We start from the raw sequence: 20241 nt of genomic DNA, 5'->3' as shown, positions 1-20241 counted from the left end.
TCATAAAAAAACCGACGCCTGAGACGTCGGTTTTGCTACTAGCTGGTGGTTAACGCATGCTGATATTTGTGCAACATGCTGCTTAGCCGCTTCACAGGTTCCGTGACCTGCAAGGGCGCCTGCCAGATGCGTAATTTTTCCTGATAAATATCCAGCTCATCGAGCAACTGCTTAAAATAGCGCGCACGTTTCGTATCACTCCCGGCGGCAATCACCTGCGATGCGGTGCGTCGCAGCTGGCGGTGAAACGCCGAGAGGTCATCATTTACCGGTATCGGCGCATCGCGCAAGCGCTGGTGAGCAATGATAAGTGTCAGCGCCAGACGGAACTTCGCCACATCGCCGGGGAATTTATTGAGCAGCAAAAACAGCTGCTGATAAAGCGCCGGGAGATGGTTTTCCTTGCGCCGGGCCGTATTGGTGGTCAAAGCCGATACTGCCGCCTCCACGAACTGGTTCAGTAACGTTCGCCCGGTTCGCGCCTGAGAGTTATCACGCACGACCAGGATGACGAGCATGGCGAGGATCACGCCGACAATTTGCCCCAGAGCGCTGTCCAAAAACTGGCTGAAATGAAAAGTCATCGGATTATCCAGCACCAGAATATTAATGGTGCCGGCGAGCGTTCCCAGCGAACCGAGACGCCGTTTTTGCACTTCGATACCAATAAAAAACGCCAGCACCGCGAGACTAATGCAGAGTAAAAGCAGACTTTGCTGCGTCGATGGCAGGACAACGAGGAAATAAAACGCCCCGATCGGTAGTGCCCATAACATCCCGTAGACGAAATCTTTGGCCACCATCGCCGGGTTAGGCAGACGCATCGCCAGCGACGTCACGACAGCAATCATCACCATTGTGCCGCTGCCGGATGTCCAGCCGGTCCACAGCCAGAACAGCGTCCCGAGCATGCAAGAAAGGGTGGTTCGCCAAAAGTTAATCATCGCATGATGACGCTCGGCAGAGGCCGGTTTTATCACCACTTCATCCTGCAAGACACTCTCTTCGACGGCGCTGATTTTCGTATTACTGATAACGCCGCGCTTAAGCAGCAAGAAGCGGGTCGCCGCTCCAATCCAGGTATAAACCGTCACCGGTGTATCATGCTCGCCGGTCCAGGCAATCACCTGGCGCATTCTTTTGAGTTGCCTGTGCACGTCCTGCACGGTTTCGATCGGCTCCTCAAATAATTCACGGTATGTATCAGTAATAAGCTCCGGGCGAGTATTCTGAATAAGATACGTTTCGCACGCTTGAGTAATCAGCGTCAGCGACAGGGTATTAATCGCTTTTAAACGGCGGTTGGCACGCCCCCAGCGAGAGGACTCAATCTTCAGGTTCGTGCGCATCCCGTCAAGCGCCGTGGTACGACGCACCAGCGCAGCCCAGGCTTTGTCCACCTCTTCGCTGTCGCCATGTTTAATACAAAGCTGCATTAACTGGTAGTGCGCTACCAGTAAGCTATCCAGCTCATTATCAATAACCTGCTTGATGGAGCGCGGGGAAAACAACAAATCGGCGGCGATCGCGCAGACGATACCGATAACAATTTCACTGCAACGTTCCACGGCAAATTGCGGCGCCAGCAGCGGTTCCGTCTCGATAGTGATAACGATAATCAGCGCGGTATACCCGGCAAGCCCCCATGCATAGGAGTTTTCCACGCGAACCAGCGAGGAGATCCAGGTACAAAACCCGGCCCAGATACAGCAAACCATCAGCATTAGCAGCGGCGAGCGAATCATGGCGATGATGATGACAAGCCCGGCGATACAGCCAATAAATGTACCGATGATGCGCAGCATGCCGCGATAGCGGATCGCCCCGGAATAGGGTTCGCCTCCGGCAGCAAACGCCGGGCCTGCCGCGACAATCGCCGCCGTCAGCACGGCCCAGCGCGGCGTTTCAAGCTGGAAGTGAAAACCAACAAATAGCGCCAGCGAGACAGCAAAAGCCAGCTTGATGGCAAAGCGCAAATGCTGGCTGGCAATAGTGAGCAGCCCCATACCGATTACCCCAGCTCACGCAGGCGATGCGCTATTTTGCGAAAGAATGAATCCTGGCTGGCATCGCGATCTTTCTCGCCGGTCACCACCACGGTTGCCGTGGTACCGGCAGGCCACAGATTCCCCTGCTGGCTGTCGAGGCGAATGCGCACCGGCACACGTTGCGCGAGACGAACCCATTCCAGATTTGAATCAATGGTGGCCATCCCTTTGCTATCGATGCTGCTGCTGGCGTTGGTGACCCCGGCCGCGACGCTATCAACCGTGCCTTTCAGCACCTTGTTACTACCCAGCGGGGTGATTTCGGCGCGATAACCGGCGCGCACACCTTCCAGCTTGGTCTCTTCCATATAGGCAAGAATATAAAAAGAGTCCTGTTTCACCAGCGCCACGGCGGTAGAACCACGGGTAATAAACTCGCCCGCGTAAACATTAAGGTTGGTTATCCAGCCGTTGGCAGGTGCGCGAATAACCGTACGTTCGAGATCCAGTTTCGCCAGATCGCGCGTCGCCTGAGCTTTCGCCAACTGATGCAGCACGGTTTGCAGTGTATTATTGGCCTGGTCTATCTCTTCGCGCGACATGGCCTGGACGCCAAGTTTGTTGCGCCGCCCGGCTTCACGGCGTTTCTCATTGACCAGCGCTTCATAATAGGCGACGTCTGCTTCGGCTTCTTCAAGCGCTTTTTGGTAACGCGGCTGATCAATGGTAAACAGCACCTGGCCCTGTTTGACCAGTTGGTTGTCATGTACATTCACCTGAGTGATAAGCCCGGCAACATCCGGGGCGATAGCGACCACATCCGCGCTAAAGCGCGCGTCGCGCGTCCACGGTGATTCGGTATAAAAAACCCAGGCACGGAAAATTGCGATGAAGGCCAGGATAACCAGCACCATCGTGATAGCGGTGCGGGAGATATTTCTTGTTAGTGTTTTCACATCTACCTCAAACAAACAAGCGCGACAGCAGGTAAAACAGGCAGCAATACAACGCCGTGTTAAATAACGCCGGATGCCAGACAAAATCATAGATACCGGTGGGGATCAGCACACGGCGCACCAGCCAGAAAATCGCCAGCGACAAAAGTAACTCAAAAAAAATCGGAGGGAACGACAATCCGAACACCACGATTACGGGAAACAGACTCATGTTGACCTTGATTAGCGAGCGTGCAGGTAAATTGATTATTTACGTCACCGCAGGAATAAGGGCCAGGAAAGCCAGGGCGAGAGTGACGTATCTATTACTTAGCTGATAGTATAATACCGTAACAGTTATGCTGTTATCTATATTGTGTGATCTAAATCACTTTTAAGCCAGAGTGAATAATGGAACGTCTAAAGCGTATGTCGGTTTTTGCGAAAGTGGTGGAACTGGGTTCCTTTACCGCGGCGGCCCGGCAACTACAAATGAGCGTATCGTCGATTAGCCAGACGGTGGCAAAACTGGAAGATGAATTGCAGGTGAAGCTGCTAAACCGCAGCACGCGCAGCCTGGGGCTGACGGAAGCCGGGAAGATTTACTACCAGGGTTGCCGCCGAATGCTGCATGAAGCGCAGGATGTACACGAGCAGCTTTATGCGTTTAACAATACCCCTATCGGCACGCTGCGCATCGGCAGTTCTTCAACCATGGCGCAAAATGTGCTGGCAAAAATGACCGCGCAAATGCTGAAAGAACATCCTGGCCTGAGCGTCAACCTGGTGACCGGTATTCCGGCGCCGGATCTGATTGCCGATGGCCTGGATCTGGTCATCCGCGTCGGCGCTTTACAGGACTCCAGCCTTTTTTCTCGTCGGCTCGGTGCAATGCCGATGGTGGTCTGTGCCGCAAAAAGTTATCTCGCCCAGTACGGCACGCCGGAAAAACCGGCCGACCTGGCAAATCACTCCTGGCTGCAATACAGCGTGCGCCCGGATAATGAGTTCGAACTGGTGGCCCCGGAAGGGATTTCAACACGCCTGATCCCTCAGGGGCGCTTTGTCACCAACGATCCGATGACCCTGACGCGCTGGTTGACGCAGGGTGCCGGTATCGCTTTGGTACCGCTTATGTGGGTGATCGATGAGATCAACAACGGCCAGCTAGAGATCCTGCTGCCGCGCTACCAGTCCGACCCGCGACCGGTCTACGCGCTTTACACAGAAAAAGACAAACTGCCGCTTAAGGTGCAGGTGTGTATTAACTATCTCACGGATTATTTTATCTACGTGGCGAAGGTTTACCAGGGCATGCAGGGACGCCGGGTTTAAGGTTTCCCTGCATGGCGTCAGACCTATCTCTGACGATCCGCGTAAGTTTTCTCGCTACGTTCGGCGGTGATCTTTACCAGTGAAAACGTATTTGTGGTGCTTTTAACGTAATAGGACGTTTTGGTTTTCACCTTCTTTTTGCGCTTCTGCGCAGGCCTGATGGCCGCTCTGCCTGACGAGCGCGCCGTCGACATCGATTTCGGCTTGTCGGTTGATTTTTTGGATGACGACGAGGTGGCGGGTGCCGTTTTCAAGTCGCTGGATGCAGAAGAACGCGCGATTTTCAGGCGCCTGCGGGGTGTTATATCAACAAGCGCGGCAGGCTCTGGCCGCTTTGAAGCCGTGCGCGAAGATGGCGAAGCTTTGACTGAAACCAGATGAATAATAAAGGAAAAGCGAAAGATTTTACTGTCAGAAAACCGGGGTGAAGCAGGGTAGAACAACGGGCTGCCCGTAGGCAAAACTGCTGGCATAAGCACTCCTGTGCATGATACGTATCCTTGGGTAACAGCCCATCATTTGAACACTAAATAAACAGCCCGGATTGTAGAAAACGCCTTTTTATCCATTTTGAGACAAAAGCAGGGAGAAGGCGCTCTCCCTGCCTGGCCATTATGCCGTGCCGCCCACCGTCAGGTTGTCCACTTTCAACGTAGGCTGGCCCACGCCGACAGGTACGCTCTGGCCCTCTTTGCCGCAAATACCGACACCCTTATCCAGTTTCAGATCGTTGCCGACCATTGAGATCTGCTGCATCGCTTCGATCCCGGAACCAATCAACGTCGCCCCTTTCACCGCTTTGGTGACCTTACCTTTTTCGATCAGATAAGCCTCAGAGGTGGAGAAGACAAACTTGCCGGAGGTAATATCCACCTGGCCGCCGCCAAAGTTCGGCGCAAAAATACCGTAGTCAACCGACTCGATAATTTCCTGCGGTGTGGATTTCCCTGCCAGCATATAGGTGTTGGTCATGCGCGGCATCGGCAGGTGCGCATACGACTCGCGACGCCCGTTGCCGGTTGGTTTCATCCCCATCAGACGCGCGTTCATTTTGTCCTGCATATAGCCTTTCAGCACGCCATTCTCAATCAGCACATTGTACTGGCCTGGCGTACCTTCATCATCAATGGCCAGCGAACCACGGCGATCGGCGATCGTGCCGTCGTCCACCACCGTGCAAAGCTCAGACGCCACAAGTTTGCCCATCTGCCCGCTAAACGCCGAGGTACCACGGCGGTTGAAGTCCCCTTCCAGCCCGTGACCTACCGCTTCGTGCAGCAGCACGCCCGGCCAACCGGCACCCAGCACCACAGGCAGCGTCCCGGCCGGTGCGGCAACGGCTGAAAGATTCACCAGCGCCATACGCACCGCTTCCTTAGCCCAGGCTTCGGCGCGCACGTCGCCCTCTTCTTCTTGCAAGAACCAGTCATAGCCAAAACGACCACCGCCGCCGCTGGAACCGCGCTCGCGCTTGCCATTGTCTTCGACCTGCACGCTTACCGACAGGCGTACCAGCGGGCGCACATCCGCCGCCAGCGTCCCGTCAGTCGCAGCAACGAGGATCAACTCATAAACGCCGGACAGACTGGCGGACACTTCCTGCACTCGCTTGTCCGCCGCACGGGCGACTTTGTCCACGCGGCGCAGAATATCCAGCTTCTCTTCACGGCTCATGCTTTGCAGCGGATCGATGCTGGTGTAGAGGCTGGTATGCTCGACCGCGCCCAGCGTTTTCACCTGCCCGTTGCCCTCTTCACGCGCGATAGTGCGCGCCGCCTGAGCGCTCTGCTCCAGCGCCAGCAGGCTGATTTGGTCGGCATAGGCAAAACCGGTTTTCTCACCGCTCACGGCGCGCACGCCCACTCCCTGGTCAATATTATAAGAACCATCTTTGATGATGCTGTCTTCTAAAACCCAGGATTCGTGATAGCTCGACTGGAAATAGAGATCGCCGTAGTCGAGTCGGCGCGCGGTCAGTTGACCGAGAATGGCAAACAGATCCTGATGGCTCAGGCCATTTGCTGCCAGTAATTGTTCACTCACCAGATTAAGACTCATCATTATTTACTCGTCGTTGCAGCCACATCGGGCAGTAAAAAGTGCGTTATAAGGAGCTTGAGGCAATTCGTCGGTGCCGTCAAATCATTGCTTTTTGTTCGGGCGCGGCTCGCGCAGGACTTCGTTGATCTGCGGCTGCTCAACCGGGCCGGTAATGCGATAACGCAAAATGGAGACTTTGTTCCACAGCGGGCCGAGGACTTTGCTGGCGGTAAACACGGCAACGCCCACAATCGGGTTAACGGCAAAAGCCGTCGCTACGCCAACGGTCGCCGAAATTTCCGGCGCAACCACGGCTTCAACGTCCAACTCGCGACGCACCAGATTCACCGATCCTTTCATTGCGATATCCGCTTCCAGGCCGTCCACCAGCGTATCGTCGCTGTGCAGTACACCGTCTTTTATCCAGGAGGTGCTGCGAATGGAGTCGAACCAAAAACCTTCACTGCTAAACGTATCGCTAAAATCAAAACGCAGCTTGCGCAACAGCGAATCGACGCTGAACAGGCGCAGTAACTGGCCCGCATGGCCGGTATTGATATCGATTATCTGCCCTTTGCCCAGACGCACGCGCAGGATACCGTTCAGCGACTCCTCTTGCGGCTGCCAGGGCACGCTACGCCAGTGCAGGTCATAGTTTACGTTGAACGGTGAGTCGCGCACCGGCGACGGGATGCCAAAGAAGCTCATCGCAGAATCGATTTTCTCTCCGCGCAGCTCGCCTTTAAGCGAAGTACGCTCAGCGCCGCTCCGGTTGACCCATTCACCACTGGCCGTCAGGCGTGCAACACCGCTGTCCACCAGGCCATTTTCCAGTTTCAGCGTATCGCCATTGATAGCGAAATCACCGTCGATACGACCATATTTTTGCCCCCACAGCCAACATTCGGCACAACGTAACTGCAAGTCAGGCCAACCGGTGAAATCCAGCCGGGTTTTGCCGCGCAGTAGCGTCGACGGTGATGAGATGTCCTCATCGTCAGGTGCGGTGTTCGCCGGGTTGTAATAGAGGTAGCGGATTGCGGTTTGCCACGGCGCATTATCGCGCAGCGTCAGCGTCCCGTTGATCTCCCGCCCCTGGACGTCAACGGTCGAGCCGGAGAGCTGCGGCTGCGAGACAATGCTCAGGTTATTCCACTGTTGGCCTGCCAGCGTCAGCGCCGGTGTTCGCAGCGTGACGCGCGGCGGGAACACGGTAGCGCTGCTGACGTTATCCGCCACGCCCTGTTTGAACAGCCCCAGCCACTGAGCGCCATCCATCGGCGGCAGGTTCAGCTCAAGCCCGGCCTGCTCCGGTAAAGGCGGAAGCGTCCGGCTGTCTGATGCCCAGATACCACGATCGAGCGTGAGTTTATTATTCAGTAGCCAGCGGCTGTTGAAGTGGTTAGTGCTGCCCGCGCTGCCGGTCAACTCAAAGCGCTTCAGATTGCCTTCGGCCGCCAGCTTCACCGGCAAGGCTTTGCCCGCCGGTTTATCAAGCGGCGGCGGCAATGTGCTGGTGATGTTGTTCAGATTCGTATCAAGATTAACCTTCCACGTCGTCCCGCCGCCGTAAGGCAATTCAATGTCGACATCACCTTTCCACGCCATGCTGCCGCGCAGTGCTTTACTCAGTTGCGCGGGCAGAACATCAATGTGTGACGGCTGCCAGTTGCCGTCAAGATTCACCGCCACCTGGAAGGCTTTCTCGCCTTCTTTTGTCGAAAAGTCCACGTTTAACGGCTGGTTAAACCAGGTCGCCTTTAACGGCTCGCTTTGCAGATTACCGTTCTCAAAGCTGAACGTGCCGCTGAGGTTGTGCAGCGTGCTGTTAAGCGGCTTGATAAACAGGCTGTTATTGTTGAGCTGAACGTCCCCTTTGGCGACGGTCATCTCACCGTCAAGCGGGATATCAAGATGTAAGCGAGCACTCACATCACCATCAACCTGCAACTCATCCAGCGTACTGCCCAGCGAATCATGCAGCGGCGTCTGTTTGAAATAAGGGCCTACTGCTTTTCCTGGCCCGTTGATATCCGCATCTATCAGCAGTTTTTCTTTGAGATAGTCCGGGATGATTGCCGTCAGATTGCTGGCGGTCACGCCGCCCAGCGTGGCTTTGTCGCTCTTCATCCACAGACCGTCATTGATAAAATCCAGATCGATATCCAGATTCTCAAGCGCGGGCCAGTCCGGCTGGAAAGCAAAGGTCGCATTACGTAGCGGAACCATCACTTCGAACTGGCCTTCATTGTGTTTATAGGGAAACAGATGCGGATTGCCGCCGTAAACCAGCGTGGCATTTTCTGCCTGACCGCCTTTAATCGCCGCGCTGAGATAGGCAACCAGCGCTTTGCCCATCAGGTTCTCAGGAAAATAACGCCAGGCCTGACCGGCATCGCTCACGTTGATGCCCGCAAGGATACCCAACCAGGGTTCGCCCTCTTGCGGCTGGAGATAGCGAAAACCGCCGCGCGCATGAACAGCGTTGGCCTGGACGTCGATATCGCGCCCATCAAGCTGAAGACCGTGGGCGTTTTTCTGCCAGTACAGTGTCGCAACGCCCTGGGCAATTTCCAGCGGCGCGGGGAAAACTGTCTCATAGGGCATCTTCGCATTTGCCATATCAATCTTTAAACGCCCGTCACCGACACTGCCGCTCAGCGTGCCGCCGAGGTTCTCAACGCCAGGCAACATTTTCCACTGTTTCCAGGCAATGTCTTTCCAGCTCGCCTGGAAGCGGGTTTGTTCCGTGGCCTGGAGCGGTATGTCCAGCGCCAGCTGCGCCAGGCGGCCGCTGGGCTGCATGGTGCGCCAGATGTCGTACAGCCGGGGAGAGATTTTCTCGGCGATTGGCAGCAGGCCTTCCATCGCGCTGAGTTCAAGATTATTGGCGCGGATACGCAACTCATCGCTACGCACGCTCTTTTCGCCGCCGACATCCTGCTCCGGTATCCAGGCGAAACTCAGCGAACCTTGCGGCCAGGGGTGCTCATCAATCGCAATGCGTGTGGCGGGCACGTCAAACTGCCAGCCCTGCTTTTGCCGGGAGATATGCGCCGTCAGATTGTCCACCGTCATACGGTGTGTAGTTTGTAGACCTTGCCAGCTGGCGCCGCCTTGCTTTAGCCACAGATCGCCGCTTTCGATTTCTCCTTTATTCAGCGTCATCCAGCCTTCGAGGCTAAAACGCGCGGACTCCAGCGCAACGTTGTCCTGCATCCATTTACTAAGCCAGGGTTTGACGTCGATATCATCGGCTTGTAGCCAGACGCGGCCATTGTTCAGCAGACCGTCATCATCACGCAAGTCCATACGTACCTGCATGATCCCGTGCTGCCCGGTCAGGCTGGAGAGGCTGACTTGCCCTTCCGCCCGGTGGCGTTCGCGGCTGTTAAGCCAGGTAAGCTGCGGGATAGCAAGCTCGGCACGCTGGCCGGAGGGTGTCAGGAAGCTGATGCGGCTGTCGCGCAGATCGAAATGATCGAATTGACGCAAGAACAGATCGCTTAAGCGATCGGCAGCAAGCCCTTCGCCGCGATCGTTGCTTTGCAACGGCGTATTGGTGCGAACGGATAATTGCCAGAAGGTGAGATCGCGAAACTGCCAGCGCAAATGCAGCAGGCTTTGCCAGATGTCCAGCGCCAGCGTGACGCGCTTAATGGAGAGTTCGCCGCCATCTTTTAGCGAGGCGTTGATATCGCGGACTTCCACCTCCGGGCCGAAGTTTTGCCACTGCGCCTGGATTTGGCTGGCATCCACCGGTACGCCCGCACGCGACTCTATCTGGGCAAGGATTTGCGGCCGCCAGTCGTTGAGCCTGGGCAGGATCAGGCGCAGCCCACTTACCAGCAGCGCTACAACCACTATCAGCGTCGCTCCTGTAAGCAGCAAAATCCCCGGCAGTCGCCTCACGCTCTCTCCTTGTCAACCAAACCGCGCATGCACCAGCACGCCGCGCAATTACATCATTACTACGTCGAACTGCTCCTGATTATAGAGCGGCTCAATTTGTACTTTTACCTGTTTGCCGACAAAGATTTCAACTTCTGCCAGCGCGTGAGACTCTTCGCCTTTCAGGGCTTCGGCCACGGCAGGAGAAGCATAGACCAGGAAGCGATCCGAGTCATAGGCATGGTGCACACGAACGATTTCACGCATGATTTCATAGCACACGGTTTCCACCGTTTTTACCGTGCCTCGCCCATGACAGGTCGGACATTCGTTACACAGTACGTGTTCCACGCTTTCGCGCGTGCGTTTACGGGTCATCTCCACCAGACCGAGCTGCGAGAAACCGTTGATGCTGGTCTTCACCCGATCCTTACTCAGCGCCTGCTCTAACGAATGCAGCACGCGGCGGCGGTGATCTTCATTATTCATATCAATAAAGTCGATAATGATAATGCCGCCGAGATTGCGCAGGCGTAGCTGGCGCGCGATCGCCTGCGTGGCTTCGATATTGGTGTTAAAAATGGTGTCATCAAGATTGCGATGTCCGACAAACGCGCCGGTGTTGATATCCACGGTGGTCATCGCTTCGGTTTGATCGATAATCAGATAACCGCCCGATTTCAGCTCAACTTTACGCTCCAGCGCGCGCTGGATTTCGTTTTCCACATCAAAGAGGTCGAAGATGGGCTGGCGACCGGTATAGTGCTCCAGCTTGCTGGTCATCTCCGGGATGTATTCTGCGGTGAACTCGAGCAGCGCTTCATACGTCAGGCGTGAGTCAACACGAATGCGATCCAGGTGCGCATCGGCAAAATCACGCAGTACGCGCTGGGCCAGCGCCAGCTCGCCATACAGTTGATAGCGGGTCTGCTGGCGTTTTTTGCGCTCCATCACCTTTGTCCAGACGCGCTTGAGGTAAGCCGCGTCCGATGCTAAATCCTCTTCGCACACACCTTCGGCAGCAGTACGGATAATAAAACCGCCCTGCTCGTCACAATAGCCCGCCACCACCTGCTTTAAGCGCTCGCGCTCGGCTTCGCTTTCAATACGCTGGGAGACACCCACATGGGCAGCACCTGGCATAAACACCAGGTAGCGTGACGGAAGAGTGATATCGGTGGTTAAACGAGCGCCTTTGGTGCCAAGCGGATCTTTGACCACCTGCACCATGAGGTCCTGGCCCTGGCGCACCAGTTCAGAGATATCGCGCACGGTGAAGTTTTTCTGCTCTTCTCCGGCAACGCACTCCGTATGCGGCATAATGTCGGAGGCGTGAAGAAACGCCGCCTTTTCCAGTCCAATATCTACAAAAGCCGCCTGCATACCCGGAAGTACCCGACTCACCCGACCTTTGTAGATATTGCCTACAATACCGCGCCGTGCTTCGCGCTCGATATGAATTTCCTGAAGGATGCCGCCATCAATATAGGCAACGCGCGTTTCCGATGGCGTTACGTTAACCAGTAATTCAGCCGTCATGATTATCTTTTCCTTCACGCAGTGCGTTAAAATTGCTTAGCAATTCCCAGGTTTCTACCAGTGGTAAACCCACAACGGCATGGTAACTACCATTAATTTTCCTGACGAAACAGCCACCCAGCCCCTGGATACCATAAGCACCTGCTTTATCCAGCGGCTCTCCGCTTGCGACATACGCGGCGATATCGGCTTGCGACAGCACTCTGAAAGTCACCTCTGTTTCAGCCAGGCAATCAAGAAGATACCGGCTATCTGCCAGCGCCACTGCCGTCATCACCAGGTGTGTTTGACCGGAAAGCTGGCGCAGCATACTGGCAGCATGCGAGCTGTCCTGCGGTTTTTCAAGCACTTCACCATTTAATGTGACAATAGTATCTGCGCCGAGTACCGGCAAGTCGCGCGTGGCCATAGCGACACCGGCCTGCGCTTTCTCGCGGGCAAGACGTGTAACGTACTGCCGGGCGCTTTCGTGCGGCTGACGCTGCTCTTCAATACCGGGGACGATACGCTCAAACGCAACGCCCAGTTGCGTGAGCAGCTCCTGACGACGGGGGGAACCGGAGGCAAGCCAGATATCTGTCATAAAAACCTTATTGCACCGCGAACTGCTGGCGAATCTTACGCATTAAAAGAAAAATCCACGGCCAGAGCACACCGTTGACCAGACTGCTCCAGAAAATTTCTGGTTTAAACGAAACGTTAATCACCAAAAACTCCGCCCAGAACACCACCACTTCCGTCGCCAGCGATAGCAGCATCACAACCAGCGCCTGTTGCCAGAGCGCCAGGTTACGAAAGAGCTGAAATTTCAGAGCGACCAGATAGGCGACGATACTCAAAGAGAGCGCACGCACGCCAAGCGTGGAACCACTGATAAGATCCAGTATGGCTCCCATCGCAAAACCCGTACCCACATTTACACGGTGCGGCAGCGCAAGGATCCAGTACAGCAGAATAAGCAATACCCAGTTTGGCCGGTAGACGATGAGAGAATCCGGCCAGGGCATGATTTGCAGCAACAGCGCAATGAAAAACGAGAGCCAGATAACCCAGCGCCCCTGGCTACGATAACTTGCCACTATTGCCCTCCGGGAGAGACAGGTGGCGGCGGCTGTGTAATGCCGGTCGCCGGTGCAGGCATCGGCGCAGGCGGGCCCATCGCATCGGGCGAGGGCAGTACCTGCGGCATCATTTGTAATAAACGCTCATTTGCAACGCGGTGGACTTCTTCTGGCGGCATCGGGTTTGCGCCGTTACGATCGGCTCCCCACAGCAGCAGTAAATAGCGCAAGCGTTGCAGACCCGCCGTCGGGCGCGCCTGAATAACCGTGTAAGCGCGCTGCGTATCCAGCTTCACCGACGAGACCACCGCCACCGGATAACCTTCCGGGAAACGGCCGCCCAGACCGGAGGTCACCAGCACGTCGCCGACGCGAATATCGGTATTGGCAGGCAGATGCTCCAGTTGCAGATCGTCAGTACAGCCGTTACCGGCAGCAATCACGCGGATGTCGTTACGCAGCACCTGAATCGGCAGCGCATGCGTCGCATCGCAAATCAGCAGCACGCGGCTGGTGAGTTTCGCAACAGCGACCACCTGACCGACCACGCCTTTATCACTGATAACCGGCTGGCCTTCATAGACACCGTTAACGCTGCCTTTGTCAATAACGACCTGATCGCTGTACGGATCGTTCACCGTTGACATCACTTGGGTGACCATTTTTTGCTCATCCTGACGCAACGGTGAGCCCAGTAGTTCACGCAAACGCGCGTTTTCCTGCCGGTACTGCCCTAGCATTAATAACTCGCTGTTTTTCAGCAGCAGTTCCTGACGCAATGCCCGGTTTTCAAGCTCAAGCTGATCGCGCGACGCCAGCGTTTGGGAAACGTTGTCTAATAATTCGCGTGGACCATTAGAAATAAAGTAGAAAGGGCTGACAGCCGTGTCCATATACGTTCTGATTTGGCTGAACGTACCCAGGCGGCTATCTGCAATAATAACTCCAAGCGCCACCAGAACCGCCAGAAAAAGGCGAATCTGCAGTGACGGGCCGCGGCTAAAAATTGGCTTCATAGGCTTTGCGTATTCTCAGGCCAGACAGGTTCGAAGCGACAGCTCGCTTCGAACCTGGAGCGGACTATTCTTCGCTGAACAGGTCGCCGCCGTGCATATCGATCATTTCCAGCGCTTTGCCGCCGCCGCGCGCAACGCAGGTCAATGGATCTTCTGCAACTACAACAGGAATACCCGTTTCCTCCATTAACAGGCGATCGAGGTTACGCAGCAGCGCGCCACCACCGGTCAGCACCATGCCGCGCTCGGAGATATCGGACGCCAGTTCCGGCGGGCACTGCTCCAGTGCAACCATCACGGCACTCACGATACCGGTCAACGGTTCCTGCAACGCCTCAAGGATTTCGTTCGAGTTCAGGGTAAAGCCGCGCGGCACCCCCTCTGCCAGGTTACGGCCACGCACTTCAATCTCGCGCACTTCATCACCCGGATATGCCGAGCCGATTTCGTGCTTGATGCGTTCTGCGGTCGCTTCGCCAATCAGCGAGCCGTAGTTACGGCGCACATAATTAATAATAGCTTCGTCGAAACGGTCACCGCCAATACGCACGGAGGAGGAGTACACCACGCCGTTTAGCGAGATAACCGCAACTTCAGTCGTACCGCCACCGATATCCACAACCATCGAGCCGGTTGCTTCAGAAACCGGTAAGCCTGCGCCAATCGCCGCGGCCATCGGTTCTTCAATCAGGAAAACCTCACGCGCGCCTGCGCCCTGCGCGGACTCACGGATTGCACGGCGTTCAACCTGCGTCGCACCAACCGGCACGCACACCAGCACGCGCGGACTCGGGCGCATAAAGCTGTTGCTGTGAACCTGCTTGATAAAGTGCTGGAGCATTTTTTCAGTCACGAAGAAATCGGCGATGACGCCATCTTTCATCGGGCGAATGGCCGCGATATTGCCTGGCGTACGCCCAAGCATCTGTTTTGCTTCATGACCGACTGCGGCCACACTCTTCGGTGAACCGGCACGATCCTGGCGAATGGCCACGACGGAAGGCTCATTCAGTACGATGCCTTGTCCTTTTACATAAATCAGGGTATTCGCGGTACCCAGGTCAATGGACAGGTCATTGGAAAACATGCCACGAAATTTTTTCAACATACTAAGGGATAATCCTGAAAGCTGGGGCGGACACAAAATCCGCTTACTTTACCAACCACACGCAACAGCGACAAGGCGGAAAAATCATCTGCTGCGGTGAAAATTAGTGCAGTTTGTTTCCTTTGTTGCAAAACGACATGATTTCGTCCAGAAGCAAAAAGATCCATTTTTCCAGCACATTACGTTTACAACCTGTCAAAGATCAAACCGGCTTTGTTTTTTTGCTGCAACGATCCGGCGGGCAGGCCAGCACACCCCCATACACGGCAGCGCGCATCATTCTACGTGAAAACGCTTAAAACGGCAGTTCAAACCGAATATCTTTGCGAATATTTTTTCACATTGCTATCAAGCAGCTGGGAAGCGGCAAATAAATCTCCCTGACCGCCTGATACGCCACATTCCACCAGCTTCTGCCATTCGCTCTTTGCGCGCACGCCGGTGGCAAAAACGCGCGTGCGCGTTCCTTTGCAGGCTTCTACCAGGCTTTGTACCAGCAGCTGGTTTTCCGTGCGTTTTTCGATATTTTTGACCAGTCCAGGATGCAGCTTTAATAATTCAACATCCAGCGTTTTAATCCAGCTGGTGCTGACCAGCGTCAGACCCGCATGAATAACAGCAACACGCGAACCAAATGCATTGATCAAACGAACCACCGACTGTAACCGGCTGATATGTTGACAAACATCTGCCTCAGCAAGTTCAAAAATAATCCGTTTACGTTGCGATTTTTCACACTGCATCAGCGTATCGCGCAGCCAGCGCTGAAAACGCGGGCGAATGAGCGACTCGACCGTCACCTGAATCGCCAGATTTTCCTCCGGCCAGAAACTGAGGAACGGGATCAGCCGGGTGATTTGCAAGCGATCGTACTCTTCAGATAAACCGAATTGCAGCACCATTGGCATATACTCTTCGGCGATTACTTCCTGGCTGCCATCAAAAATACGGCTCATCAGTTCCCGGTGATGCACAAGCCCGTCGCGGTTGAGCGCCGGTTTTTGATAAACGCGCGGCCCGCCCCGGCTGAGCATCTGCTCAATAAGCGTTCGCCAGCGTACATTGCCGCGCCCCTGCTCCGGCAAATTATCGTCATAGACCGACCAGCTGTTTCCGCCTTGCAAAACCGCGTTGCGGGTGGCGGCCTCGGCGTGATCCATCACCTGCTCAGTGGACTGCCCGCCGCGCCAGGCGCACACCCCGATGTGCATCATATCTTCGCGAGTCAGCATTTTCGTCGGCGGCAGGCCATCTACCGCTTTGAGAATTTGCCCGGCAATACTTTCCGCTTCTTTTAATGTGCGGTGCGGCAGCAGGACGGCAAAATCGCTGCGATGGTAACGGGCAAGCAACGCGCCCGGATAACGCATAATAAAGGTGGAGAGTAAGTTAATCAGCGTGAAGAGGTGCTCCTCTACTGCATTCATGCCCCAGCTGTCGCTTAGCAGGTCGAAATCCGGCAGGCGAATCATCATCACCACGCCGTGCGAGCCGACCTTTTCCTGATCCTCAAGAATGGTTGCCAGTTGGTTGTCAAAAAACAGCCGGTTATTCAGACCAGTACGCGTATCCTGCGCCGCATACGAGCGGATCAGGGTGTCCATCCGGCTGCGCTGATCGCTGGCGAACTGAATATCCGTTAATAATATATCCAGCGCGCTACTGGTTCGTGACGGCCATTCGTAAATACTGCCGCGCACTTGCGGGCCGCGCTCGCCGTTGAGAATTCGCGTGGCGCGGGTCTCCAGTAATTCCTGGCCAGAGAGTTGCTGGCGTAACCAGCGAACGGCGAGGAACACCATCAGCAACATAAAAGCAAAGGTCAGCGTCAGCGGAGCGGTGGTAATCAGCGAGCGAAAATAGTTCGCCATCGGGTCCTGATAAGTCAGAGTTATCGTTGTGCCGGGGTTTTTCACCGAGGCTATCGACAACGTGCGGTATTGATAGTTGCTGCCAGGTGGCGCATATACGCCCGGGCGGGTATAGCTGAGTAGCGAGTGCTCACCCTGCTTAATTTCTACGGTGAGAACATCTACCGGTACCATTAATTCATTAAGCTGCGGTAATAGCTGCGCGGGTGATGTGGCAACCAGGCGGGAGTCAATTATGGTTGCCACCGCTTCAACGCGTTCAACAACCTTACCCTGGACGGCATTGTAAAAGCTCAACGAGCAGCCGATAAGGGTTGCGAAAACCGCCAGCCCCGTCAGGAGTGTCACAAATGCCGAGAATTTCGTCGTTAATCGCATCCTTGTGTTAACTCCGTTGTATAAATAACGAGGCGGCACCGACGCGAATCAAGTTTATTAGTAAGTGCTAACTTTCGTGCATTGCCGCGTGCCAGGATTGCCTTAAGGCATAAGAAGTAAATCGATACCCTGTTTCATTGTTGCGAGTATAGCCCTCATAAATTATTTTCCAATCAGCAATACACTGGAAGAATAAATTAAAAGCGTAATTTACAAACTTTACTGACACTCCCACTCGCACAAGTTTCGTCTTTCCGCCATGCTTACAAACGATTAAAGGAGGAGCCATGAAAAAAAGATTGACCGAAGCTGATGTCACCTCAGAATCCGTATTTATGCTGCAACGTCGCCAGATCCTGAAAATGCTGGGTATTAGCGCAGCGACACTCTCTCTTTCACCCACCGCCGAGGCCGATCTGCTGGACTGGTTTAAAGGGCACGACAGGCCGAAAGCACCAGCGGGCAAACCTCTTGATTTCACGCAGCCCGCCGAGTGGCATGCGTCGCTCCCCCTCACGCCGGAAGAGAAGGTGACGGGCTACAACAACTTTTATGAATTTGGCCTGGATAAGGCCGACCCCGCTGCTAATGCCGGCGCCATGAAAACGGAACCCTGGACGTTAACCATTGATGGTGAAGTGGCGAAACCCCTGACGCTCGATCATGATGCGTTAACGGCGCGTTTCCCGCTGGAGGAGCGTATCTATCGCATGCGCTGTGTTGAAGCCTGGTCCATGGTGGTGCCGTGGGTGGGTTTCCCGCTGCATAAATTGCTGTCGCTGGTAGAACCCACCAGCAATGCGAAGTATGTCGCATTCCAGACGCGTTTTGCCCCTGACGAGATGCCAGGGCAAAAAGATCGCTTTATCGGCGGCGGTCTTGAATACCCTTATATAGAAGGCTTACGTATAGATGAAGCCATGCATCCTCTCACTTTGCTGACAGTGGGCGTGTATGGAAAAGCGCTGCCGCCGCAAAACGGCGCGCCAATTCGCCTGACCGTGCCGTGGAAATACGGCTTTAAAGGCATCAAATCTATCGTCAGTATCAAACTCACCAGTAAAAGGCCGCCGACCACCTGGAACCTGGCCGCGCCGGGTGAATATGGCTTTTATGCCAACGTAAACCCGCATGTTGATCACCCGCGCTGGTCGCAAGCCACGGAACGTTTTATTGGCTCAGGCGGCGCGCTGGATGTAAAAAGGCAGCCGACGTTATTGTTTAACGGCTATGCGGATGACGTAGCGTCTTTGTATCGTGGTCTGGATTTGCGGGAGAATTTTTGAGTGCGTCTGACGGCAAAAAACATCACCTGGCTTAAAGTGGCGTTGCATCTGGCGGGGCTGCTGCCTTTTATCTGGCTGTTCTGGGCTGCAAACCAGGGCTATTTCAGCGCCGATCCGGCGAAAGATATCCAGCATTTTACCGGCAGGATGGCGCTTAAGTTCTTGTTAGCCAGCCTGCTGGTGGCTCCGCTTGCGCGCGTTGCCAGGCAACCTTTACTGATCCGCACCCGGCGGCTACTCGGTCTGTGGTGTTTTGCCTGGGCCACGCTGCACCTGACCAGTTACATCTTGCTGGAACTTGGCATAAATAATTTACAGCTGTTAGGCCAGGAGTTAACGTCGCGCCCTTATTTAACGCTCGGCTTGCTAAGCTGGCTAATTTTGCTGGCGCTGGCGGCGACGTCTACGCAATGGGCGCAGCGAAAATTGGGCAAACGCTGGCAACTGCTGCATAACTGCGTCTATCTTGTGGCGATTCTTGCGCCCATACACTATCTGTGGTCAGTGAAGATCCTCTCGCCGCAGCCTGTTATCTATGCCCTTCTTGCGGCCCTGCTTTTAGCATGGCGTTACAAGAAATTCCGCCAGTGGTTGCGTTAGTATCGTGTTCTGTGCAGTTCTTCGCAGAAAATGACGCTTTAACGGCTGATTTTACAGGGGAGGTTGATAATCTTCCCTGATAAGACCAGTATTTAGCTGCCAAATGCTACGAAATCGTTATAATGTCCGACTTCAGTTTTCCCGACAGGGGTTTTTACCCTCTGAAAGGGTGACAATCGCGAATCAAAGGTATATTTTGTTTTTTACCTGAGAATTGCAGGAGATAGCGGCATAATGGCTGGCAAGTTACACATTTTAGTTTTAAACGGCCCGAACCTGAACATGCTCGGCACCCGCGAACCGGAGAAGTATGGCACGCTAACGCTGGACGAAATTGTTAATCGTTTAGGTCTGGAAGCCGCTTCGCTTAATGTCGAACTTGACCATTTTCAGTCCAACGCGGAGTACGCAATTATCGACCGTATTCATCAGGCTAAAGACAATGTGGACTATATCCTGATCAATCCGGCCGCATTTACGCACACCAGTGTTGCTATCCGCGACGCATTGCTTGCGGTGAGCATCCCGTTTATCGAGATCCATCTGAGCAATGTGCATGCAAGAGAACCCTTCCGCCACCATTCGTATCTGTCGGATATCGCCGCGGGCGTTATCTGCGGACTGGGTGCGGACGGCTATTCATACGCATTACAGACAGCGGTAAAACGCTTGTCACAATCACACTAAACAAAGAGTACGGAACCCACTCATGGATATTCGTAAGATTAAGAAGCTGATCGAGCTGGTTGAAGAATCAGGCATCTCCGAACTGGAAATTTCTGAAGGCGAAGAGTCTGTACGCATCAGCCGCAGCGCGGCGAATGCAGGCTTTCCAGTAATGCAGCAGGCTTATGCCGCGCCGATGATGCAGCAACCTGCTCTGTCTAACGCTGTTGCTCCAGCAGCCGCACCGGCAATGGACGCACCTGCGGCAGCCGCGGAAATCAGTGGTCACATCGTACGTTCCCCGATGGTCGGGACCTTCTATCGCACCCCAAGCCCTGACGCGAAAGCGTTTATCGAAATCGGCCAGAAAGTTAACGTGGGCGACACGCTCTGCATCGTTGAAGCGATGAAAATGATGAACCAGATCGAAGCCGACAAGGCAGGCGTGGTGAAAGCCATTCTGGTTGAAAGTGGCCAACCGGTTGAATTTGACGAGCCGCTGGTCGTCATCGAGTAACGAGGCGCAC

17 protein-coding genes are annotated in these 20241 nt (G+C 54.7%); 6 read left to right on the top strand and 11 right to left on the bottom strand.

All coding sequences use genetic code 11. The features are described 5' to 3' along the window. Nucleotides 1-38 precede the first annotated feature (38 nt). From aaeB to aaeX, 3 genes are read right to left on the bottom strand one after another with little or no spacing between them, the layout of a single operon-like run. Nucleotides 39-2006, bottom strand: coding sequence for a p-hydroxybenzoic acid efflux pump subunit AaeB (aaeB, locus tag ACTU3N_RS05480; RefSeq protein ID WP_443085128.1), 1968 nt, complete (start codon nt 2004-2006; stop codon nt 39-41). A 5-nt stretch (nt 2007-2011) separates the two neighbouring features. Next, nucleotides 2012-2944 (bottom strand): p-hydroxybenzoic acid efflux pump subunit AaeA, encoded by a 933-nt coding sequence (gene aaeA, locus ACTU3N_RS05475; RefSeq protein WP_443085127.1) that lies wholly within the window; start codon nt 2942-2944, stop codon nt 2012-2014. Between the two features lie 7 nt (nt 2945-2951). Further along, nucleotides 2952-3155 carry an AaeX family protein gene (gene aaeX / locus ACTU3N_RS05470; RefSeq protein WP_443085126.1) on the bottom strand — a complete coding sequence of 68 codons (204 nt, stop codon included), beginning with the start codon at nt 3153-3155 and terminating at the stop codon, nt 2952-2954. A gap of 179 nt (nt 3156-3334) precedes the next feature. Here aaeX and aaeR point away from each other — a divergent pair, with 179 nt between their 5' ends. Together aaeR and ACTU3N_RS05460 are read left to right on the top strand one after the other, a co-directional pair. After that, the gene (aaeR, locus tag ACTU3N_RS05465) at nt 3335-4258 is read left to right on the top strand and encodes an HTH-type transcriptional activator AaeR (protein WP_443085125.1); all 924 of its coding nucleotides are present in this window, start codon (nt 3335-3337) and stop codon (nt 4256-4258) included. 159 nt (nt 4259-4417) lie between these two features. After that, complete coding sequence (locus ACTU3N_RS05460) at nt 4418-4639, top strand: hypothetical protein (protein WP_443085124.1); 222 nt, start codon at nt 4418-4420, stop codon at nt 4637-4639. A gap of 231 nt (nt 4640-4870) precedes the next feature. Here ACTU3N_RS05460 and tldD read toward each other — a convergent pair whose 3' ends face one another. The 8 genes from tldD to csrD all read right to left on the bottom strand — a co-directional run bounded on the left by tldD (nt 4871) and on the right by csrD (nt 17162). Then, nucleotides 4871-6319 (bottom strand): metalloprotease TldD, encoded by a 1449-nt coding sequence (tldD, locus tag ACTU3N_RS05455; protein ID WP_443085123.1) that lies wholly within the window; start codon nt 6317-6319, stop codon nt 4871-4873. Between the two features lie 81 nt (nt 6320-6400). Next, entirely contained in the window at nt 6401-10210 is a 3810-nt protein-coding gene (gene yhdP / locus ACTU3N_RS05450; RefSeq protein ID WP_443085122.1) for an AsmA2 domain-containing protein YhdP, read from the bottom strand. A gap of 48 nt (nt 10211-10258) precedes the next feature. Next, nucleotides 10259-11728, bottom strand: coding sequence for a ribonuclease G (gene rng, locus ACTU3N_RS05445; RefSeq protein WP_443085121.1), 1470 nt, complete (start codon nt 11726-11728; stop codon nt 10259-10261). After that, nucleotides 11718-12311 carry a Maf family protein gene (locus ACTU3N_RS05440; RefSeq protein WP_443085120.1) on the bottom strand — a complete coding sequence of 198 codons (594 nt, stop codon included), beginning with the start codon at nt 12309-12311 and terminating at the stop codon, nt 11718-11720. Before ACTU3N_RS05440 ends, rng begins: the two co-directional genes overlap by 11 nt. Nucleotides 12312-12318: 7 nt before the next feature. Next, entirely contained in the window at nt 12319-12807 is a 489-nt protein-coding gene (mreD, locus tag ACTU3N_RS05435) for a rod shape-determining protein MreD (protein ID WP_443085119.1), read from the bottom strand. Next, a complete protein-coding gene (mreC, locus tag ACTU3N_RS05430; RefSeq protein ID WP_443085118.1) occupies nt 12807-13805 on the bottom strand; it encodes a rod shape-determining protein MreC in 999 nt (332 codons plus the stop codon). The genes mreD and mreC overlap by 1 nt, the downstream gene beginning before the upstream one ends. Before the next feature lie 64 nt (nt 13806-13869). Beyond that, nucleotides 13870-14913: a rod shape-determining protein MreB gene (gene mreB / locus ACTU3N_RS05425; protein ID WP_006818047.1), complete on the bottom strand. Its 1044-nt coding sequence runs from the start codon at nt 14911-14913 to the stop codon at nt 13870-13872. Between the two features lie 308 nt (nt 14914-15221). After that, nucleotides 15222-17162: an RNase E specificity factor CsrD gene (gene csrD / locus ACTU3N_RS05420; RefSeq protein WP_443085117.1), complete on the bottom strand. Its 1941-nt coding sequence runs from the start codon at nt 17160-17162 to the stop codon at nt 15222-15224. A gap of 287 nt (nt 17163-17449) precedes the next feature. Here csrD and msrP point away from each other — a divergent pair, with 287 nt between their 5' ends. From msrP to accB, 4 genes are all read left to right on the top strand, one after another. Beyond that, nucleotides 17450-18448: a protein-methionine-sulfoxide reductase catalytic subunit MsrP gene (gene msrP, locus ACTU3N_RS05415; protein WP_443085116.1), complete on the top strand. Its 999-nt coding sequence runs from the start codon at nt 17450-17452 to the stop codon at nt 18446-18448. Beyond that, nucleotides 18449-19048, top strand: a complete 600-nt coding sequence (gene msrQ, locus ACTU3N_RS05410) for a protein-methionine-sulfoxide reductase heme-binding subunit MsrQ (protein WP_443085115.1) — start codon at nt 18449-18451, stop codon at nt 19046-19048. Nucleotides 19049-19282: 234 nt separating this feature from the next. Continuing rightward, nucleotides 19283-19735: a type II 3-dehydroquinate dehydratase gene (gene aroQ, locus ACTU3N_RS05405; protein WP_443085114.1), complete on the top strand. Its 453-nt coding sequence runs from the start codon at nt 19283-19285 to the stop codon at nt 19733-19735. A gap of 22 nt (nt 19736-19757) precedes the next feature. Further along, nucleotides 19758-20231, top strand: a complete 474-nt coding sequence (gene accB / locus ACTU3N_RS05400; protein ID WP_443085113.1) for an acetyl-CoA carboxylase biotin carboxyl carrier protein — start codon at nt 19758-19760, stop codon at nt 20229-20231. The last annotated feature ends 10 nt before the right edge of the window (nt 20232-20241 follow it).

It is taken from the genome of Vagococcus sp. WN89Y, assembly GCF_052220145.1.
In the GTDB taxonomy this organism is placed as follows: Bacteria; Pseudomonadota; Gammaproteobacteria; order Enterobacterales; family Enterobacteriaceae; genus Kosakonia.
The sequence above is the reverse complement of the archived record's forward strand: the minus strand, read 5'-3'. Positions and strand labels throughout refer to the sequence as shown.

Excerpts from the sequence above, each read along its gene's own strand:
- aaeX (WP_443085126.1), bottom strand. The coding sequence starts at position 3,155 with ATGAGTCTGTTTCCCGTAATCGTGGTGTTCGGATTGTCGTTCCCTCCG.
- mreB (WP_006818047.1), bottom strand. The coding sequence starts at position 14,913 with ATGTTGAAAAAATTTCGTGGCATGTTTTCCAATGACCTGTCCATTGAC.
- accB (WP_443085113.1), top strand. The coding sequence starts at position 19,758 with ATGGATATTCGTAAGATTAAGAAGCTGATCGAGCTGGTTGAAGAATCA.
- csrD (WP_443085117.1), bottom strand. The coding sequence starts at position 17,162 with ATGCGATTAACGACGAAATTCTCGGCATTTGTGACACTCCTGACGGGG.
- ACTU3N_RS05460 (WP_443085124.1), top strand. The coding sequence starts at position 4,418 with ATGGCCGCTCTGCCTGACGAGCGCGCCGTCGACATCGATTTCGGCTTG.
- tldD (WP_443085123.1), bottom strand. The coding sequence starts at position 6,319 with ATGATGAGTCTTAATCTGGTGAGTGAACAATTACTGGCAGCAAATGGC.
- aaeR (WP_443085125.1), top strand. The coding sequence starts at position 3,335 with ATGGAACGTCTAAAGCGTATGTCGGTTTTTGCGAAAGTGGTGGAACTG.
- aaeB (WP_443085128.1), bottom strand. The coding sequence starts at position 2,006 with ATGGGGCTGCTCACTATTGCCAGCCAGCATTTGCGCTTTGCCATCAAG.
- mreC (WP_443085118.1), bottom strand. The coding sequence starts at position 13,805 with ATGAAGCCAATTTTTAGCCGCGGCCCGTCACTGCAGATTCGCCTTTTT.
- aroQ (WP_443085114.1), top strand. The coding sequence starts at position 19,283 with ATGGCTGGCAAGTTACACATTTTAGTTTTAAACGGCCCGAACCTGAAC.
- msrP (WP_443085116.1), top strand. The coding sequence starts at position 17,450 with ATGAAAAAAAGATTGACCGAAGCTGATGTCACCTCAGAATCCGTATTT.
- rng (WP_443085121.1), bottom strand. The coding sequence starts at position 11,728 with ATGACGGCTGAATTACTGGTTAACGTAACGCCATCGGAAACGCGCGTT.
- ACTU3N_RS05440 (WP_443085120.1), bottom strand. The coding sequence starts at position 12,311 with ATGACAGATATCTGGCTTGCCTCCGGTTCCCCCCGTCGTCAGGAGCTG.